At 48.4% G+C, this 19,520-nt stretch carries 13 protein-coding genes and 1 tRNA gene; 12 read left to right on the top strand and 2 right to left on the bottom strand.

All coding sequences use genetic code 11. The features are described 5' to 3' along the window. Positions 1–81 precede the first annotated feature (81 nt). From pepF to ACY2VT_RS08230, 4 genes are all read left to right on the top strand, one after another. Positions 82–1,890: an oligoendopeptidase F gene (gene pepF / locus ACY2VT_RS08245; RefSeq protein WP_461879533.1), complete on the top strand. Its 1,809-nt coding sequence runs from the start codon at positions 82–84 to the stop codon at positions 1,888–1,890. Between the two features lie 305 nt (positions 1,891–2,195). After that, a complete protein-coding gene (locus tag ACY2VT_RS08240; RefSeq protein WP_461873472.1) occupies positions 2,196–2,960 on the top strand; it encodes a nitroreductase family protein in 765 nt (254 codons plus the stop codon). Between the two features lie 487 nt (positions 2,961–3,447). Further along, positions 3,448–3,519: transfer RNA gene (locus tag ACY2VT_RS08235), tRNA-Gly, on the top strand. Positions 3,520–3,585: 66 nt separating this feature from the next. Beyond that, positions 3,586–3,810, top strand: coding sequence for an aldo/keto reductase (locus tag ACY2VT_RS08230; RefSeq protein WP_461879532.1), 225 nt, complete (start codon positions 3,586–3,588; stop codon positions 3,808–3,810). A 16-nt stretch (positions 3,811–3,826) separates the two neighbouring features. Here the strand turns inward: ACY2VT_RS08230 and ACY2VT_RS08225 are convergent, their stop codons facing one another. After that, complete coding sequence (locus ACY2VT_RS08225; RefSeq protein ID WP_461873474.1) at positions 3,827–5,014, bottom strand: MFS transporter; 1,188 nt, start codon at positions 5,012–5,014, stop codon at positions 3,827–3,829. Between the two features lie 184 nt (positions 5,015–5,198). On the opposite strand from ACY2VT_RS08225, the gene ACY2VT_RS08220 reads away from it, so the two are divergent. The 8 genes from ACY2VT_RS08220 (at position 5,199) to ACY2VT_RS08185 (ending at position 17,382) form a co-directional block, all read left to right on the top strand. After that, on the top strand, positions 5,199–6,074 hold the full coding sequence (locus ACY2VT_RS08220; protein ID WP_461879531.1) for a LysR family transcriptional regulator: 876 nt from the start codon (positions 5,199–5,201) through the stop codon (positions 6,072–6,074). 176 nt (positions 6,075–6,250) lie between these two features. Further along, positions 6,251–7,663: an amidophosphoribosyltransferase gene (locus ACY2VT_RS08215; protein ID WP_461873476.1), complete on the top strand. Its 1,413-nt coding sequence runs from the start codon at positions 6,251–6,253 to the stop codon at positions 7,661–7,663. Between the two features lie 115 nt (positions 7,664–7,778). After that, positions 7,779–9,341 carry a response regulator transcription factor gene (locus tag ACY2VT_RS08210; protein ID WP_461879530.1) on the top strand — a complete coding sequence of 521 codons (1,563 nt, stop codon included), beginning with the start codon at positions 7,779–7,781 and terminating at the stop codon, positions 9,339–9,341. A 342-nt stretch (positions 9,342–9,683) separates the two neighbouring features. Continuing rightward, on the top strand, positions 9,684–10,538 hold the full coding sequence (locus ACY2VT_RS08205) for an ABC transporter permease (protein ID WP_117813793.1): 855 nt from the start codon (positions 9,684–9,686) through the stop codon (positions 10,536–10,538). Between the two features lie 38 nt (positions 10,539–10,576). Continuing rightward, positions 10,577–11,488, top strand: a complete 912-nt coding sequence (locus ACY2VT_RS08200; protein ID WP_117760703.1) for a carbohydrate ABC transporter permease — start codon at positions 10,577–10,579, stop codon at positions 11,486–11,488. Positions 11,489–11,544: 56 nt separating this feature from the next. Next, a complete protein-coding gene (locus ACY2VT_RS08195) occupies positions 11,545–13,215 on the top strand; it encodes a type 2 periplasmic-binding domain-containing protein (RefSeq protein WP_461879529.1) in 1,671 nt (556 codons plus the stop codon). Between the two features lie 128 nt (positions 13,216–13,343). Then, positions 13,344–15,389: a glycoside hydrolase family 31 protein gene (locus tag ACY2VT_RS08190; protein ID WP_461879528.1), complete on the top strand. Its 2,046-nt coding sequence runs from the start codon at positions 13,344–13,346 to the stop codon at positions 15,387–15,389. A 238-nt stretch (positions 15,390–15,627) separates the two neighbouring features. Further along, the gene (locus ACY2VT_RS08185) at positions 15,628–17,382 is read left to right on the top strand and encodes a sensor histidine kinase (RefSeq protein WP_461879527.1); all 1,755 of its coding nucleotides are present in this window, start codon (positions 15,628–15,630) and stop codon (positions 17,380–17,382) included. A gap of 78 nt (positions 17,383–17,460) precedes the next feature. On the opposite strand, the gene ACY2VT_RS08180 is transcribed toward ACY2VT_RS08185, so the two are convergent. Further along, positions 17,461–19,413 carry a glycoside hydrolase family 31 protein gene (locus tag ACY2VT_RS08180; RefSeq protein ID WP_461879526.1) on the bottom strand — a complete coding sequence of 651 codons (1,953 nt, stop codon included), beginning with the start codon at positions 19,411–19,413 and terminating at the stop codon, positions 17,461–17,463. Between the last annotated feature and the right edge of the window lie 107 nt (positions 19,414–19,520).

Below are 19,520 nucleotides of genomic sequence, written 5' to 3'. Positions count from 1 at the left end.
TAAGCGTAAGTGCGGCACATTAAGATTAGAAGAAAAACCGCAGAAATTGTTTCGCCTCTGAAGGTGAATGAAGGGAGAATTATGGCAGAAATTAAACTGAAAAAAAGAGAAGAGATGGATCCGGCGTACTGCTGGGATCTTTCGAGTTTGTTTGGTAGTGATGAAGAATTTGAAAAAACAGAGCAGGAAATCGAGAAAAAAATAGAGGCGTTCCGTTCTAAACAGGGAACGATGAAAGAGAGCGCAGAAGCGCTGTATGACGTTCTTTCCGGTCTGGATGACATCAGCCGCGTCTTTTCCCGTCTGTATGTCTATGCAAGCCAGAAATATCACCAGGATATGGGCAATCAGAAGTATCAGGGCTATGCCGGAAAGATGGACAGCATGATGGCCGTTCTTGCGGATGCATCCTCTTTTGTGGAGCCGGAGATTCTCGAACTCGACGAAGAGACTGTAGCGAAGTTTGAAGAAGCGTATGAGCCGCTCCGCCTGTATGATCGTGTCTTAAAAGAAAACTTCCGCAAGAAAGAGCACATTCTCTCGCCGGAGATGGAGGCTGTTCTTGCAAAAGCCGGAGAGATGGCATCAAGCCCGGATCAGATTTTCTCTGCATTTTCGAACGCAGACCTCAGATTCCAGCCGGTCACGGATGAAGAGGGAAATCAGGTTCCGTTAAGCCACGGCACCTTCATCGGTTTTTTACAGTCGAAGGACCGCCGGGTCAGAAAAGAAGCGTTTGAGAAGTATTATGCGGAGTATGAAAAACACAAAAACATGCTCGCCGCAACGTTCGGTGCCAATCTGAAACAGGCCGCATTCTTTGCGGATGTGCGTAAATATCCATCTGCACTTGCCGCATCGCTGGACGGCGGAAATATCCCGGTTTCGGTTTACGACAAGCTGCTCGAGGCGATTCATGCGAAGATGCCGGCGATGTACCGCTATGTGGCACTGCGCAAGAAGCTGCTCGGTGTGGATGAGCTTCATATGTACGATGTTTATGTTTCTTTGACGAAAGAGTATGAGCAGAAGTATACGTATGAGCAGGCGACCGAGATCGTGAAGAAAGCGCTTGCCGTGCTCGGGGATGATTATGTGGCACTGCTGGACAAGGGCTTTTCGGAGCGCTGGGTGGATGTTTATGAGAACGAAGGAAAACGGAGCGGCGCTTACTCCTGGGGATCTTACGATTCCCATCCGTATGTGCTGATGAGCTTTAACGGAAATATCGACTCCGTTTTCACACTGGCGCATGAGATGGGCCATTCGCTGCATTCCTGGTATTCGAACCATACACAGCCGTTTACGTATGCGGAGTACCGCCTCTTTGTCGCTGAGGTGGCATCAACCTGCAACGAGGCGCTGCTGATCCGCTATCTGCTGGAGCATGCGAAAGAAAAAGAGGAGAAGATTTTCCTGCTGAATTATTTCCTGGATCAGTTTAAGGGAACGGTGTTCCGCCAGACGATGTTTGCGGAGTTTGAGAAGCGGATTCATGAGAAGATGGCAGAGGAAGGCACGCTGACGGCGGACGGTATTTCGGAGCTGTATCTGTCGATCAACAAGGAGTATTTCGGACCGGATATGATTTCGGATCCGCAGATTGCGCTGGAGTGGGCGAGAATCCCGCATTTTTATACACCGTTCTATGTGTATCAGTATGCAACGGGATTTTCGGCGGCGATTGCGATCAGCAGCAAGATCCTGGCAGGGGAGCCGGGTATCGTGGAGAAGTACAAACAGTTCTTAAGCGGCGGCTGCTCGATGGATCCGATCGACCTTTTGAAGATCTGCGGCGTCGATATGACGAAGCCGGAGCCGGTGGAAGAGGCGCTGGATGTGTTTGCTTCTTATGTGGAGGAGCTGGAGAAGCTGACCGCGGAAGCGTAAGCACAGGTTTTAAAGTTGCATAAATTTGATGGGAAATATGTGTGAAAAATATACAAAATTTGGCGCGTTTTTCCCTTGAAAAAGTTTTTGGATATGTTACAATATTATTACAGAGTAAAAATGGATGAGCTGGAAATTGAAAAATATTTGCGATTAAGAGGGAGAATTTCCGTATTTCTGTCGAATGCGGAAGATTAAACGTAAATTTTTCGGAATGCGGCTTTGCTCCTGGAAAAATGGGGAGCGGGCCGCGGCCGGCTTGATGGAAAAAACAGACGGATAGCAGATGAAGTAAGGGTGAGAGTATGAATTTATATGAGGCTATTTTTGTTAGAAAATCAGTAAGGAATTATTGTTTTGATACGCTTCCGCCGCAGACTTTGGATAAGATTTGGGAGCATTATAAGGAGATGCCGGCACTGTTTTCGGGCATCGGTGTGGATATGGCGATTCTGGACAACAGAAAAGGGCAGGAGAGAATGCTCAGTATGTTCAGTGTGAAGGCGCCGTATTATATGGCTTTTTATTCGGAGGAGTCGGAGCGGTATCTGATGAATGTGGGTTATATTATGGAGCAGATGGTGCTGTATCTTTGCAGTATCGGGCTGGGGACCTGCTTTATCGGGAGCAACCGGGTGAGAAAAACGGAGATGGAAAAGGACGGAAAGCGGCTGGTGGGGATCGTCGCTTTCGGAAAGAGCCATGGGGCGCATACGAGACGGCAGAGTGAGGCGAAGAGACTGCCGCTGGATGATCTTTGTGTGTTTAAAGAGGTGCCGCGTCAGTGGATGACGCAGATGCTGGAGGCGGCACGGCTGTCACCGTCGAGTATGAACAGCCAGCCGTGGAGATTCGTGGTGTATGATAACAGGATTCATATTTTCTCGAAGAAGCATAGTGTGGAGAAGCTTCGGAAGTGGGATGAGGTGAATTTTGGGATTATGTTTGCGAATATGATGGTGGCGGCGGAGGAGCTGTGGCTGGATGTCGACCTTATCCGGTTGGGAGATATTTCGCAGAAGAATTTTTCGAATAATCAGTATGTGTTGAGTGCGATTCTGAAGGCGTGACGGACGACCTCATGGAACTTCGTGTCTGCAGTGCGGAGGGCGAGAAAAAGAGGACGGAACTGTGGCATGGAATGGGCACGGAGAAACGGGAACCAACGCAATTCGCCAGGAAATCTTGATGATTTCCCGGCTCAGTGCGTTTTGAGATCTGGCGTTGAACACCCGATCTCATCCCGTTTCGCCGCACCCATTCCACGCTCACAGTTCTCGTCCTCTTTTTCTATGCCCTCCACCCCGCAGACACGAAGTTCCATGAGGTCTGAGCCTGGGGACGGACGGCACGGCGCCTGGGAGGGCAGCGTGACTGGGATAAAAAGAAAAGTTTGTTGGGGCGGGGAGGGTAAAAATGGGAAAATGTGGGAATTGTAGATGTTTTTGAAATTTTTTTGAAAAAAGTTGAAAATAGGTGTTGACAAATGGGGGAAGTTCGTGTATATTATCATTTGTAAGGTGTAGCGAGCACTTAACAAGATAAAAACTTAAAAATGCGCGAGTGGCTCAGGGGTGGAGTACAACCTTGCCAAGGTTGGGGTCGCGGGTTCGAATCCCGTCTCGCGCTCTACTGAAACCGGAATGTGTATGCATTCCGGTTTTTGCGTTGTGGAAAAGTGGAAGGTGTGAAATTATGTGGATACACGGAACGGACGAAGTATCTGCCATCGGTCTTGGCTGCATGGGCATCACCCACGCAAGCGGCGCACCGATGTCGATTGAGGATGGTGCAAAGGTGATGGAAACCGCACACGATCTCGGCTACACCCTGTTTGATACCGCAGAGTGCTACACCGGTGTTTATCCGCAAAAAAATACCGTTGATCCAAACACAAAAAGGATCAACGGTATTTTTTGACCGTAAAAGTTCCAAATTAATAATTGGCTTTATAGGAATTTCTCTTTTCCGCCGTCACACGGTGCATCCGCTCCGCCATTACAACCATGAGAATCAGAATGGCCAGCAGGAACACCGGATACAGTCCAAAGGAAATATGCTGTCCAAGCACACCGAAGATCGGCGGCATCAGGCAGGTTCCGACATAGGCGAAAGCCATCTGGATGCCGATGATTCCCTGACTTAAGTCAGCACCGAAGTTTGCCGGTGTCTCGTGAATGATGGAAGGATAAATCGGCGCACAGCCAAGTCCGATCAGGATGAGGCCGATAAACAGAATTGCGTCGCCGAGCGGCAGAAGCATCAGAATGGCACCAACTGCGATCACAGCCTGTCCGAGACGGATCATTTTCTGATCATTTAACTTCATGGTGATAAAGCCGCAGAAGAATCGTCCGATGGTGATGCCGACGTAGAACAGACTCGCCCAGCTTGCCGCGCGTTTTGCGTCGATGCCGCGGAACAGCGTACAGTAGCTTGCGGCCCACATGCCGGCGGTGGATTCTACGGCGCAGTAGCAGAAAAAGCAGATCAGAACCTCTTTGACGCCGGGAACACGGATCAGGCGGGAAAAACTTCTCTGTTCCGGAACAGATGTCTCATCGGCGGAAGCATCCGCAGACGGTTTCTGCCAGAGTGGAAGACTGAGAAAAAGAACGAGTGTCAGCACAATCTGAAACAGTGCGATGGTACGATAACCGTTGTTCCAGGTGGAATGATTGATGGCATATCCCATTACAACCGGGCCGGTGCTGCAGCCGACACCCCACATGCAGTGCAGCCAGCTCATGTGGCGGGCTTTGTAGTGCAGTGCAACATAGTTATTCAGTGCAGCATCAACACTTCCGGCGCCGAGTCCGTACGGAATGCCCCACAGACAGAGCGCGATAAAAGAGTGACTGATGGAAAAACCAAACAGTGCAACTGCCGTTGTGAGAACGCTCACTGCGGTGATTTTTCCGGTGCCGAAGCGGGTATTCAGACGGTCGCTGTTGAGGCTCGACACGATCGTTCCGGCGGCAATGATCATGGAGATGATACCGGCGGAAGAAACGGAAGTTCCAAGCTCCTGATACATGACCGGCCACGCCGAGCCGAGCAGGGAATCCGGCAGTCCAAGGCTGATGAATGCCAGATAAATAACGGGCAGCAAAAGTGAAACCATGGTAAAAACCTCCTCTTAAAAAAGATAACATAAGAATGGAGCGTTTGCTGCGTTTAACGCAAAACTAACGTCCATAAACAGCTTTACCGTATCATAATCGACAAAAAGAATCAATACTTTCTTTTCAGATCAAGGAAAAAGAGATATAGTATAGTTATAGAAGAAAAACGAAAGAGGAAAAAACATGGAAACCAGAGTATTGCGCTATTTTCTTGCGGTTGCGCGGGAGGAGAGCATCAGCCGTGCCGCGGAGGTACTGCATATCACACAGCCGACGCTGAGCCGCCAGCTGTCCCAGCTCGAGGAGGAGCTTGGCGTTACGTTATTCGAGCGCGGGGCACGGCGTATCCGCCTGACGGATGAGGGGATTCTGCTGCGCCGCCGTGCGGAGGAAATCATCGGACTGATCGATAAAACAGAGAAGGAGCTGACAGAGCAGGAGGCGCTGATTGACGGGCGCGTGTCGATCGGATGCGGTGAGACGAAAGCCGTAAATGTGCTGGCGGATCTGATCGAATCGTTTCATAAAAAATATCCCAATGTGACGTTCGATCTGCTGACCGGGACAGCGGATGTTGTGAAAGAACAGATGGACCGCGGACTCATTGACATCGCACTGCTGCTCGAGCCGGTCGACATTGGAAAATATGAGTTTGTGCGGCTGAAAGAAGGCGAACTGCAGCAGGTTCTGATGCGGGCGGACGACCCACTTACGCAGAAAGAAGCGGTGTGCCCGGAGGATTTGAAAAATCTGCCGTTGATCCTGCCGCGCAGACGCAATGTGCAGAATGAGATTGCCAACTGGTTCGGTGCGTACTATCAGTCACTGAATATTCTGTTCACCAGCAACCTGCCGACAAACGGGGCCAAAATGGTGATGAAGGGACTGGCTTATCAGATTACGGTGCAGGGGGCATCGGAGCTGTGGAAAGAAGAGAAAATCGTCGGAAGACCGCTTACCCCGCCGATCGTCAGCAACAGCGTCTTCGCGTGGAAGCGGGAGCAGCCGTTCAGCCTTGCGGCGACGAAGTTTATCGAGCATATCCGGGAATCTTTGTGAAAAAAGCTGTAAATTTATTTATTAATGTAGATTATTTTTTATATCAAATTTATTAGTTATACTTTACAGTACGGAGAAAAACGTGTTACACTAAACAAAGAGTCCCGGTCAGCCGGGAGATTCATTTTTATGGCACCAAAGGGAGAAAAAAATACATAAAGAGAGGTAGACAAGAAATGGGAGGCTTTTTTGGAGTTGCATCAAGAAAAGACTGTACACTGGAACTGTTTTACGGAGTAGACTATCACTCACATCTCGGCACAAGAAGAGGCGGTATGGCGACTTATGGAGCAAATGGCTTTTCGCGCGCCATCCACAACATTGAAAATTCCCCGTTCCGTACGAAATTCGAGCGCGACGTGGCAGAAATGGAAGGAAATCTCGGCATCGGCTGTATCTCCGACTACGAGCCGCAGCCGCTTCTGATCCAGTCGCACCTTGGAAGCTTTGCGATCACAACTGTTGGAAAGATCAACAACATGGATCAGCTCTTAAAAGAGGTTTACGGCAACGGCCGCACCCATTTCCAGGAGATGAGCACCGGCCAGATCAACGCGACTGAGCTTGCTGCATCCCTGATCTGCAGTGAGAAGACGATTCCAGAGGGCATCCGTCATCTGCAGGATGTCGTGGACGGCTCCATGACGCTGCTGCTTCTGACAAAAGACGGCATCTACGCCGCGCGTGATAAAAAGGGGCGCACCCCGCTCGTGATCGGTAAAAAAGAGGGAGCCTACTGTGCATCGTTTGAAAACTTTGCGTATCTGAACCTGGGTTACACCGATTACCACGAATTGGGACCAGGAGAGATCGACTTTATTACGCCGGAGAGCGTCGAGATGCTTGTGCCGCCGCAGGAAGAAATGAAGATCTGTTCGTTCCTCTGGGTTTACTATGGATACCCGACGGCGTCGTATGAGGGCATCAACGTCGAGGAGATGCGTTACCACTGCGGAGCGATGCTGGCGAAGCGCGATGCGGGAAGCGATGTCCACCCGGATCTCATTGCAGGCGTGCCGGATTCCGGAATTGCCCATGCAATCGGTTATGCGAATGAGTCCAAGGTTCCGTTTGCAAGACCATTCATCAAATATACCCCGACCTGGCCACGTTCCTTTATGCCGACGAATCAGGAGCAGAGAAATCTGATCGCCCGCATGAAGCTGATTCCGGTGCAGGCGCTGATTGATCAGAAGAAGCTGCTTCTGATCGACGATTCCATCGTGCGCGGTACCCAGCTCCGCGAGACGACTGAGTTCCTGTATCAGAGCGGTGCCAAAGAAGTCCATGTCCGTCCGGCATGCCCGCCGCTTCTGTATGGTTGTAAATTCCTGAACTTCTCCCGTTCCAAATCCGAACTCGATCTGATCACGAGACGGATCATTCTGGAAAAAGAAGGGGAAAATGCAGAGAAGACGCTGGAAGAGTACGCAGATCCGAAGAGCGACCGCTACGAATCCATGTGCCAGGAAATCTGCCGCCGCCAGAACTTCACAAGCCTCCGGTATCACCGTCTGGACGATCTCGTAGAGTCGATCGGACTGCCGAAATGCAAAATGTGTACCTATTGCTTTGACGGAAAAGAATAAACAGGTTACAATGGTTTTTAAACAGGCCAGCTGACAGAAAAATAAGAGTCTGTCGGCTGGCTTTTTTCTGTAGGAAAAAGAAGAAAAACAGAAAAAATATATTGGAGGCTTACCTATGGGAATTAGTATTCTGATTGTAGATGATGATAAGCTTCTGGTGGAAAAGCTGGAAGAAACCGTCAACTGGAGCGGAATTGGAATTGATATGGTATTTACGGCGAACAACATCCGCCAGGCGCAGAAGCTGCTGGAAGAGTATCCGATTGAAATGCTGCTGTGTGACATTGATATGCCGCAGGGCAACGGGCTGGAGCTTCTGGAATGGATCCGGTACAAAAAGCTGGATATTGAATGTACCTTCCTGAGCAGCTATGCAAATTTCGCGTATGCGCAGATGGCGCTGAAGCTGTCATCAAGGGAATATCTGTTAAAACCGATTTCCAATGCGGATCTGGAAACAGCGCTGCGCAGAATTGTCGGGATTGTGCAGGAAAAACAGCAGAAGCAGAAGAAACAGGAGCGCACAGGGGAGAAGGAAAAGCAGCTCTGGGAGGATCTTCTGGTTCAGTGTCTGCAGGAGGAGTATTGGATTGAAAGGGCAAAAAAGAGAGGATATTGTACTCCGGATGAGACCTTCCGTCTGATTTTGCTGCGGGTACTGGAAATTCCGGATAAGGAACATTATAAAAAAGAGATCAGCTTATACAATTTTGTGATTACAAATGTTCTGACGGAATATGTGGAAACAACAGAAATGAAACTGGAAACCGTGGTACATGTCAGCGATCTGGAATGGGCAGTTGTGTTGCGAAATCACGGAAGTGCGATGGGAACGCAGGAGGAACTGGCAGGACTGCGCACTTGTCTGGCGGGTGCGTTTCCGGCAAGATTCTGCATGTACATGGGAAAGCCGGCGGTACTGGATGAGATTTCAAAGAGCCGCGATCAGCTCGAAGAGATGGAAAAGTATGCGGTGCCGGATGAAACAGGGATTCTGTATGAGACACGCTGGTCCTTCGTAGAGCGTGATTACCAGGAAGTGCCGTGGAAAACGTATCTGGCTGAGATGGAGCGATCCGATTCCCTTGCGGCTGTGCGGGAAAAGCTGCAGCAATATCTGAGAAAGAGTGAGAAAAGCGGCGGTCTGCGAAAAGATTTCACGAGCCGTTTTTTTGAAGAAATGATACAGAATATATATGTTTATTTAAAAGAGAGCAATATCGTTTTCGGACAGGTTTTTGACAGTGAAGAGTATGAAACGAAACGGAGAGAGGCAGTTCTCTCTGTGGTAGGTGCCCATGCGTTCATCGATTATCTGTTTGATGTGCTGGAAGGTCAGAAAAAGAACGAATCCCGCAGTGACAATGTGGTGGAGCAGCTAAAGGACTATATCGAACAGAATCTGAACGAGGATCTTTCAAGATCCGTGCTTGCAGGAAAAGTGTTTCTCTCAGAGGACTACGTTTCCAAAATTTTTATGAAAACAACGGGAATGTCGCTTCCGAATTATATTGCTGAGCGGCGCATTGAGCGGGCAAAGGAGTATTTGCGCAGTTCATCGCTTCCGATTAGCAAAATTGCGATGGAAGTCGGCTATGGAAATTTTTCTTATTTCAGCAAAACATTCCGGGAGCTGGTCGGATGTACGCCAAATGAGTACCGGAGCAGGCAAAAATAACAAAAAAACGATGTCAATAACAAAAAAACGTTTTACTTAAAAAAGAGATGTGAAAAAAACATCTCTTTTTTAATATACAGACTGCCGGAAAATGATAGAAATACGCCCCTGATTTTTGTATAATATGTTCATCGGTTGAAACGAGAGCATGAAAAAGAAAAATGGTAACTGTTTCAGAGCCATGCGAAATGAAAGAAAGATCGCGATGGAGATCTGAATCGTTACAAAAAATCTAAAGGAAAGAAGGGATGATATGTGAGCACCAACCATAGTAAAACCAAAAAGAAAAGCTCCATAGGATTTGTAGAGGAAGTGAGAAGAAGCAGGCCATTATATTTACTGATGCTTCCTTCCATTATCATTTTTGCACTGTTTACGTACTATCCGATGTACGGAATTGTGATTGCATTTAAAAACTTTACACCTGCGGAAGGCATTATGGGAAGCAGCTGGGCAGGACTGAAATACTTCAAACAGTACTTTAACTCCTATCAGTTTGGTCTGACCATCAAAAACACAATCATCATCAGTCTTTACACCATTGCGGTAACATTCCCGCTTCCGGTTATCATGGGACTGCTGGTTAACCAGATGAAGGCACAGAAGTTTAAAAAGTTCTTCCAGGTATCAACCTACCTGCCGCACTTCATCTCTACCGTTGTTATGGCCGGAATGCTGATCCTGTTCCTCTCCCCGAGTACAGGTATTATCGCAAAGCTGGTCGGACTGCTTGGATTCAAGCTCCCGAACCTGATGGGAAGTGCAAAAGCATTCCCACACATTTATGTATGGTCTGAGGCATGGCAGCATGTAGGATGGGACAGTATCCTCTATATCGCAACACTTTCCTCTGTAGACCCGACCCTGTATGAAGCGGCAACAATGGACGGTGCCAACAAATGGCACAAAATGATCCACATCGACGTTCCGGCTCTGCTGCCGACGGCAACCATCATGTTTATCATGAGAATGGGAAGCGTGATGAGCATTGGATTTGAGAAGGTTTACCTGTTGCAGAATACACTGAACAGTACTTCAAGTGAGATCATTTCCACCTATGTGTATAAGATGGGTCTTGTGAGCAGCCAGTACAGCCTTTCCGCTGCAATTGGCCTGTTCAACAACATTATCAACCTGATTCTTCTTCTGGCAGTCAACTTCATTTCCAGTAAAATGAGTGATACCTCGCTGATCTGACAGAATTTTGAGCCTACATAGGAATGGAGAGCAAAAATATGAGTAAAGCAAAAGCAGTATCAACAAATAAAGTAAAGAAATCCAGAGAAGACTGGATTTTCGATATCATCCTGTATACGATCGGCGTGCTTCTGATCATCATCACCCTGTATCCGATGTACTTCATCATCATTGCATCGTTCAGTGATCCGGCAGCCGTATCCAACGGACAGATTATGTTCCTTCCGAAAGGAGTTAACTTCAAAGGATACAAACAGCTGGCGAGCTATGCAAAGCTGTGGACCGGCTACCGTAACACGATTGCTTACGTAATTATGGGAACACTTGTGACAATTGTTGTCAATATTCCGGCTTCCTACGCGCTTTCCAGAAAGCATTTATATGGAAGAAAATTCTTCACGGCATTTTATCTGATCCCGATGTTCTTCACCGGTGGTCTGATCCCGACCTACCTGGCAGTACAGAGATTTCATCTGCTGGATACCTTCTGGGTTATGGTTGTTCCGTTCTCCGTTGTAACGTATTACATCATCGTAGGACGAACGTTCTTCAACAACAGTATCCCGGAGGATCTCTGGGAGGCGGCGCAGCTGGATGGATGTGGATACCTTGGATTCTTCTTCAAGATTGTGCTTCCGCTTTCCAAAGCCGTTATCGCTGTTATTGCCCTGTGGGCAGCAGTAGGACAGTGGAACTCCTACTTTAATGCATTGATTTATATCCGAAGCGAAAGTCTGCAGCCGCTGCAGATTGTCCTTCGAAGCATTCTGGTCGGCAATCAGACCATGAGTGCCATGAGTACCGGCGCTGCAGCCGTTGAGGCAAAGCAGATGGCCGATCTTATCAAATACGCGATCATCGTGGTTTCCTCCGCGCCGATCATGTGTATGTACCCGTTAGTGCAGAAATACTTCAATCAGGGTGTTATGCTCGGATCACTGAAAGGCTGATCCTGCGGACAGGAGAGAAGTATTGCAAATAAAAAAATCATAAAGGAGAGATGATGATGAGAAAGAAAACAAAAATGGCCTGGAGCGTTGCTCTTTCGGCCGCAATGGCAGCCGGACTGCTTGCAGGATGTGGAAGTAATGGAGGAGCGGAAAGTACGAGTGGAAGCACTGCAGCAAGTTCTGCCAAGACAGAATCTTCTGCCGGCGATACAGCAGATACCAGTGACCGCCCAACCTACAAAATTGCAACGGTAAGATGGACCGATACCTGGCCGACCGATTTCCTGCATGAAGGCGTCATGAAAGAAATCGAGGACAAGATGAATATCAACATCGACTGGCAGGTTTATTACAACAGTGACTGGTCCGAGCAGAAATCTCTGCTGCTGGCTTCCGGAGACCTCCCGGATGCATTTCTTGGCTCCATCTGCTTAACACAGGCAGATATGGCACAGAACAAATCGGCATTCCTGGATCTGACAGATCTGATCGAAAAAGATATGCCGAACCTGAAAGCAGCCTTTGAGGCTGATCCGGAACTGAAAGCAGTCTGCACCAGCCGTGACGGAAGAATCTACAGCTTACCGAAGAAGCTTCCGCTTCGTCCGAAGGTTTGCGGCGATGTTATGTGCATCAACCAGGAATGGCTGGATAACTTAGGACTGGAAACACCGAAGACCTATAAAGAGCTGGAAGAGGTTCTGGTTAAATTTGCAACAGAAGATGCTGATGGTGACGGGGATCCGACCAACGAAATCGGTATCACAAATTCAGCAGGCAGCGGACTGTTAAGCGGTGATCTGCGCCACATTCTTTCCCCGTTCGGAACCATGGTAAGCCGTGACGGAAACTACATGGGACTGAATGGCGAAGGAAAACCGGTCTTCATGCCGATGGAAGAAAATTACAAAGAAGCAGTAAAATGGATGCGTCAGTTATGGGAAGAGGGCGTTGTTGACCCTGAGTACTTCACACAGGATGGCTCCATGAAGACAGCAAAACAGCAGGCAGATGGAGGTTCTCAGGTAGGTCTTATCTTTGGATGGACTGCAGATGCTGAGGCTGGCCCGAACGTAAATCAGTTTAAGACCCTTGAGGCAGTAGAAGGCTACGATGGAAACCACTACGTAGAAGCAGCAACCAATTACCTTGATATCTCCGACCGTGAGCTCATGATCTCCAAAGACTGTAAAGATCCTGACACCCTGCTGAAATGGGCGGATGAATTTTACACCGATCTTGCATCGTTACAGACCTTCTATGGTACGATCGGAAGCCAGATCACAGACAATGGCGACGGAACCTACAATGTAGATGTGCCAAGCGATGGATCTTCTCTGGATACTTCCGCATGGTCCAACTCCTTACGTGACTTCGGACCAAAATACATGAACGAGGATTTCTATGACAAAGTTTCTCTTCCGGAAGATCAGGGTGATGGTATCAAACTGGCAGACGATGCAATCAACGAGAAATATGTTGATACTGAGAAAAACTGCGGATTCCCGATGGTTCAGTATACAGACGAAGACCTTTCCAGAATCACTGCAATCGGAACCGATATCTACAAATATGTAGAAGCACAGTATGCTCACTGGGTAGTAGACGGCGGCATCGATGATGAGTGGGATTCCTACATTGATCAGCTCAAAGCTATGGGCATTGACGAGTTCCTCCAGATTCAGACAGATGCTTACAATGCATACAAAGAAAATCTGGCAAAATAAACAGAAAAAAAATATTACCTGTAAGAAGCAGGTGTTGATCCGGCGGGTCAATGTCTGAGGTGCAAAACAGCAGGAGAAACGGCAGGTCAGAAATGACCTGCCGTTTTTGACAAAAGGAGGATTTTTACATGTTTTTGGAAAAAGAGGGTAAGTTAATTTATTCTTACGATGGCGAGACCGTCTGCATCGAAGCGTGGGGGAAAGATGCACTGCGTGTGCGTGCGACAAAAAATCGAAGCTTTACCGGCCGTGACTGGGCACTGGAAGCAAAGGACGCGCATGCGGGAGAGGTTGAAATCTTTGAGGATCCATCAGCAAAAGGCGGAGCCTTTGCCAATATGTACGAGGGAACGGATACTTCCTACGGAAAAATCACAAACGGAAAGCTTCAGGCGGTGATCGATTCCGGCAGTGTCATTACGTTCTATCATGAGGATGGAAGAGTTCTGCTAAAGGAGCATTTCCGCCGCCTGCGCGACGAGGAAAGCATGCCGCTCAACATCATGGGACGCGAGTACAGCAACGGTGTCGGGGATAATTTCCGTATTGTGGCGCGTTTTGTGGCAAGAAAAGGCGAGAAAATCTTCGGAATGGGACAGTATCAGCAGCATGAGCTGGATCTGAAGGGCTGCATGCTGGAGCTGGCACAGAGAAACTCTCAGGTCAGTGTTCCGTTCTATCTTTCCAGTATCGGCTACGGCTTCTTATGGAACAACCCGGGTGTCGGCCAGGTGATGTTTGCTAACAATGGAACGGAATGGGTAACGGAATCCGGGAAAGAAATCGATTATCTTGTGATTGCCGGTGATACGCCTGCAAAGATCGAGGAGAATTATATGACGCTGACCGGAAAACCGCCGATGATGCCGGAATACGGCATGGGCTTCTGGCAGTGTAAGCTCCGCTACTGGAATCAGGAACAGCTTCTGTCTGTAGCAAGAAAATACAAAGAGCTTGGCGTACCGCTTGATGTGATTGTCGTCGATTTCTTCCACTGGACGAAGCAGGGCGAGTTCAAATTTGATCCGAAATACTGGCCGGATGTGCCGGGCATGTGCCGCGAATTAAAGGAGATGGGAATTCAGGTTGTTGTGTCGGTATGGCCGACCGTTGACATTTATTCCGAAAACTTCGAGGAGATGAAAGAGAAGGGGTATCTGGTTCGCACGGAGCATGGTGTACCGCTGACGATGCTCTGTGGTGGAAATGAAGTTTTCTTCGATGCGACGAACCCGGATGCAAGAACATATGTCTGGGAGAAGATCAAGAAAAATTATTACGATCAGGGCGCCAAACTCTTCTGGCTGGACGTGGCAGAGCCGGAATACAGCGTTTATGATTTCAAGAACTACCGTTATCAGCTCGGAAGCGTACAGGAGGTCGGAAATATTTATCCGAAATATTATCTGAAAGCGTTCTATGACGGCATGACGGCAGAAGGCGATACCATGCCGATCAGCCTGATCCGTTCTGCCTGGGCAGGCAGCGCGAAATATGGTGCACTCGTATGGTCAGGCGATATTGTAAGTACCTTCGAGTGCTTCCGGCGCCAGGTACAGGCAGGTCTTAACATGGCGATTGCCGGTATTCCGTGGTGGACCACCGATATCGGCGGTTTCCACGGTGCCAGAACCGATGACCCGGATTTCCATCGTCTGTACATCCGCTGGTTTGAGTACGGATGCTTCTGCCCTGTCATGCGTCTGCACGGAAACCGCAACCCACAGGAGGGCTACGGTGCAGAACAGATCGGATCCGGCAGTGACAATGAGATCTGGAGCTTTAGCGATGAGGCATATGAGATTTCAAAGAAATACATTTTCCTGCGTGAGCGCCTGAGAGATTATATCCGGGTACAGATGAAGAAAGCACATGCGGACGGAACCCCGGTGATGCGGCCTGTTTTCTATGATTTCCCGACAGACCCGGAAAGCTGGAATGTGGAGGACGCTTATCTGTTCGGACCGGATCTCTATGTTGCACCTGTAATGGAGGATCACGTAACGGAGCGTGAGGTTTATCTTCCGGCCGGAACGGCATGGTTTAATGCATGGACCGGAGAGAAGTATGAGGGAGGACAGAAGGTAACGGTTGCTGCTCCGATGGATACCATTCCGGTATTCGTAAAGGAAGGAGCAGATACCGAACATTTGCTGAATATTTTCTCTGAATAAGAGAATGTTCCCGTTCACCGGTACCAGGCGAACAGGAACAGAGAATCCTGTTCTTGCCATGTGAAACACGGACTCTGCATGGACAAAGCCGGAAAATATGGTATAATGGGCTGTGTTACAAAGAACATAGCTGCAAATACATTCCGAGAGTGTAAAAGGACTGCCGGAGCTGCGAGATAAGGTGCGGCGTCCGGCAGTCGCTCTGCAGACAGAAAAAAAAGGAGGGGTGGATGCGCTTATGAATCTCTGGCAGAAAGGAAAACGAAGGATGCTGCGCAGCGTTCGAATACGCAGTTTGAAGGATACGTCCCTGCGGCTTGGAACTCCGGTTTTTCTGGTTCTGATGGGGCTTGTTGTCTGTCTTCTCTGGGGCGTTTGGGAAAACCGCAAGCTGGCAGATAAATATATTGCCGATACGGCAAAGCTCTATGTCGATCAGATCAACCGTGATATGTCGCAGATCAACAGTGAACTGATCTATCTGCTGGATTCTGACAGCAACATCAAAGAAATCCCGGATCAGATAACATCGACAGATGCTCAGTATTATGAAATGGAGCAGACGCTGCGGGAGCGAAACCGTGTGCTGAAAATCCGTTACCATGAGGTGCAGACCTTCTTTGTCTACGGTCAGAAAGCCAATGTTCTGATTACGGACAGCGGAACTATGTTTACCGAGAGTAAGGGAATGACAACACTGAATCAGATGCTGATGTCATATCTGCAGATTATGACATCAAAGGATTCGATCAGCACACAATGGACTGTGATTACGTTTGGCGACGACGACTATATTGTCGGCTGGTACGCGAAAAACAAAAAAGTTATCGGCTGTGTCATCAATCTGAATCTGATTTTCCGGACCATCCGCGCCAAAACAGAGGAGTATGATGTCATTCCGTTTATGGTAGATGCCAGAGGTCGTGTCATGACGCAGGCAGATACATCGGAAAAATATAAAAATGAGATTATCGATTTTTCCAAAGCGGGAAAGAAAAAGGAGAAAAATGCGACGGTCTATTCCTACCAGCTTGGCACGGTCGGAAAGATCAACCTCATGGTTCTGCCGGGAGGCGGTATTCTTGAGAATGTGCTGATTATGCAGATTGCATTCGTCATCCTGATCGCAATTCTTCTGATTGTCTGCGCACTGGAAATTACAGCATATTACCACCGGATTCTGGAACCGCTGGAAAAATTCGGACAAAAACTGGAGGAGCTGGAAAAAGAGCAGAGTCTGAATGACGATGGAAGCAATAATCTGTTAGAGCTGGAGTCTGTGAGTGGTAAATTTAAGGAACTGTTGCGGAAAATACAGGGATTGAAAATTGCGATTTACGAAAAAGAGCTTGCCGAACAGAAAGCAGAGCTGGAATACACGCAGGAACAGATCAAGCCACATTTTTTCCTGAACTGCCTGAGCCTGATTCATGGCATTGCAGATAAGAATAATGAGGGAGAGATTGTGGAAATTACAACAGTTCTGTCGGCTTATATGCGCTATATTTTTCAGGATTCCAAAAAACAGCGGAATGTAGAGGAAGAACTGGAGCATATTGAGGCATATATCCGCATCCAGAAGCTGCGGTACGGGGAAGAAGCCTTTTCCTTTGAAGCGACGACGGACGGTGATATCGGAGAATGGAAGGTTCCGTCTCTTCTGCTGCAGACACTGGTGGAAAACTCCGTGGTACACGGTGTATCCCTGGACCGGAAGAGTGAGATTTCCCTGTATCTGACAAATGAAACGTATGAAGACGGTGAATATCTCTACATCTGTATTTCCGATACCGGAAACGGGTTCTCAAAAGAAGCATTGGATGCGATCGAACATGACACGCCGATTATCTATCACGGCCGCCATCATGTCGGCATTTCCAATATCAAACGCCGTCTGGCACTGATGTACGGCGAACGGGCAAGTATTACGTGCTCCAATATGGATGAAAATTACGGAGCCGTCGTAGAGGTGCGGCTGCCGAAAACAGAATAAAGCGAAAAGAAAAAAGGCGGGAACCCGGAGAAACATAGAGGGTTCCCGCCTTTTTGCGTGAAAAAACTGTTTTCTGTATTAGATACGGGAAACTCCGTCATCGGTATAGCGCTCGTAGGAAGCACCTTCGTATCCGATCATCTGGATTGTGCTCTCGTCGATTTCTGGTACGGACTCTGCGAAATCGGCAACCGGGATTGCGCAGCCTTTGCGGATGAAGAGCGGAACCTCGTTCAGGGCAACTTCTACATAGCGGATGCCTTTTTCCAGAACTTCCTGATGGATCGTTCCGTCGCCGAGGAATTTTACGAAGATCATCTCTTCCGGCAGGTATACGTAGCGGCCGATCGCATTCTGGGTGTAAACCGGTGCAATCATGATCTCGTTACCGATCATCAGCTGATCTTCTGTATTTCTTGCCAGCTTGTCATCCGGATAAACGAAGGCAAGCGGTTTAAAGTACATATCATCGTTTAAAGCAGCCTTCATGTACTCGCTGTACAGATACGGAACAAGGCGGTAGCGGACACCGATGACATTGCGGAAGTCCTCGATATGCTCAAACTGGTAAGGTTCCTGCTCGCGTGTTCCGAGTGCGGCATGGTTTCTCATCAGAGGAGTGAAAACACCAAGTGCCAGCCAGCGGAGCAGCAGGTCTCTTGTGGTATTTGCACCGAATCCGCCGAGGTCGGCTCCGGTATAGAGGAAACCGCACATGTTGAGGGACGGCATCATCTTCAGGTTCAGCAGGATGTGTGACCACCACGAGCAGTTGTCTCCGGTCCAGATTCCGCCGTAACGGTGCATGCCGATGTAGGAAGAACGGGAGAACATCAGGATTCGCTTATCCGGGGAAATTCGTTCAAAAGCTTCACCGGCAGAACGGGTCATGTTGTAGCCGAACAGATTGTGTACCTTGTCGTGGCGGACCTGTTCGCCGTTTACGTTGTGATAGAAGCGTTTATAGTCCTCATGGTTATTTGCAAGTGCCTGGAGTTTTCCGCCTACCATAAAGTGCGGAACCTCCGGGTCACCTTCCACATATTTCTTTGCAGTCTCCCTGAAATCAGCAAGGCCTTCCTGGGAATAGAAGATGGATGGCTCGTTCATGTCATTCCAGAAGGCATCGATTCCCCTGGAAACGAGAACATCGTATTTGTCGCCAAACCATTTTCTGGCATCTGCATTTAAGACATCCGGGAAATGAGTCCAGCCCGGCCATACAGTAGCTTCGAAGTAGGATCCATCCTCACGGCGGCAGAAGTAGCCTTTTTCACAGCCCTCTTCGTAAATGTCATAACCCTTTTCGACTTTCACACCGGCATCGATGATCGGAACGAGATGGATCTTTTCTTTTTTCATATCCTGTACAAATCCCTCGAAATCCGGGAAACGTTCTTCATTTACGGTAAAGTCCTTGTAATCCTGCATGTAGTCAATATCCATGTAAACCATATCGAGCGGTACATGGTTTTCGCGGTATTTTTTTACTACCGTGCGGAAATCATCCTCTGTTTTGTAGCCCCAGCGGCTCTGGCCGTAACCGAAAGCAAACTTCGGAGCAATGTAGCTGCGTCCGATGATGCCACGGAACTGTTTTACGATATCAAGATCGGAATCACCGGTGATCATGTAAACGTAGAGATCGGCGTTTTCGCAGGAAACGGTCATCGTATCGGAAGTTGTGTAGCCGATATCGAAACGCAGGGTGCCCGGATAATCGAAGAAGAATCCTACGTGTGTCTTGCCGGAGATGATGATGAAGTTGTGTGCTGCATACAGAGAGGTTTTGCTCTCTACGTGATTCGGATCATCGGCGCAGTCACTGATGTAAAGAAAGCCGCGTTTGTTGATACCGCGGTTGGCTTCACCAAGTCCGAATACCATGTCATCGTCAGCAAGTTTGGTGGTGAAGGAGAAGCCGTTCTCGGTGGAGAAGGTACCGTAATCCGGGTTTCCTTCGGAAGCCGGGATCTCTTTTACAACAGCTTCGGTCTCAAATGGGGTTCCGTAGACAAATTTTTTAATCATGTCATCCTCCTTATAAAATGAAATTAAAAAATATGATGTTTTGGTGAGGTTTAGCGCAACACCTTGGTAACTTTATTATAACAGAGATGGGAAAAATGTCTAGCACA

Source organism: Fusicatenibacter sp. (assembly GCF_050872605.1).
GTDB lineage: Bacteria > Bacillota > Clostridia > Lachnospirales > Lachnospiraceae > Fusicatenibacter.
Note: the sequence above shows the minus strand (reverse complement) of the source record. Positions and strands in the feature narration are given on the sequence as shown.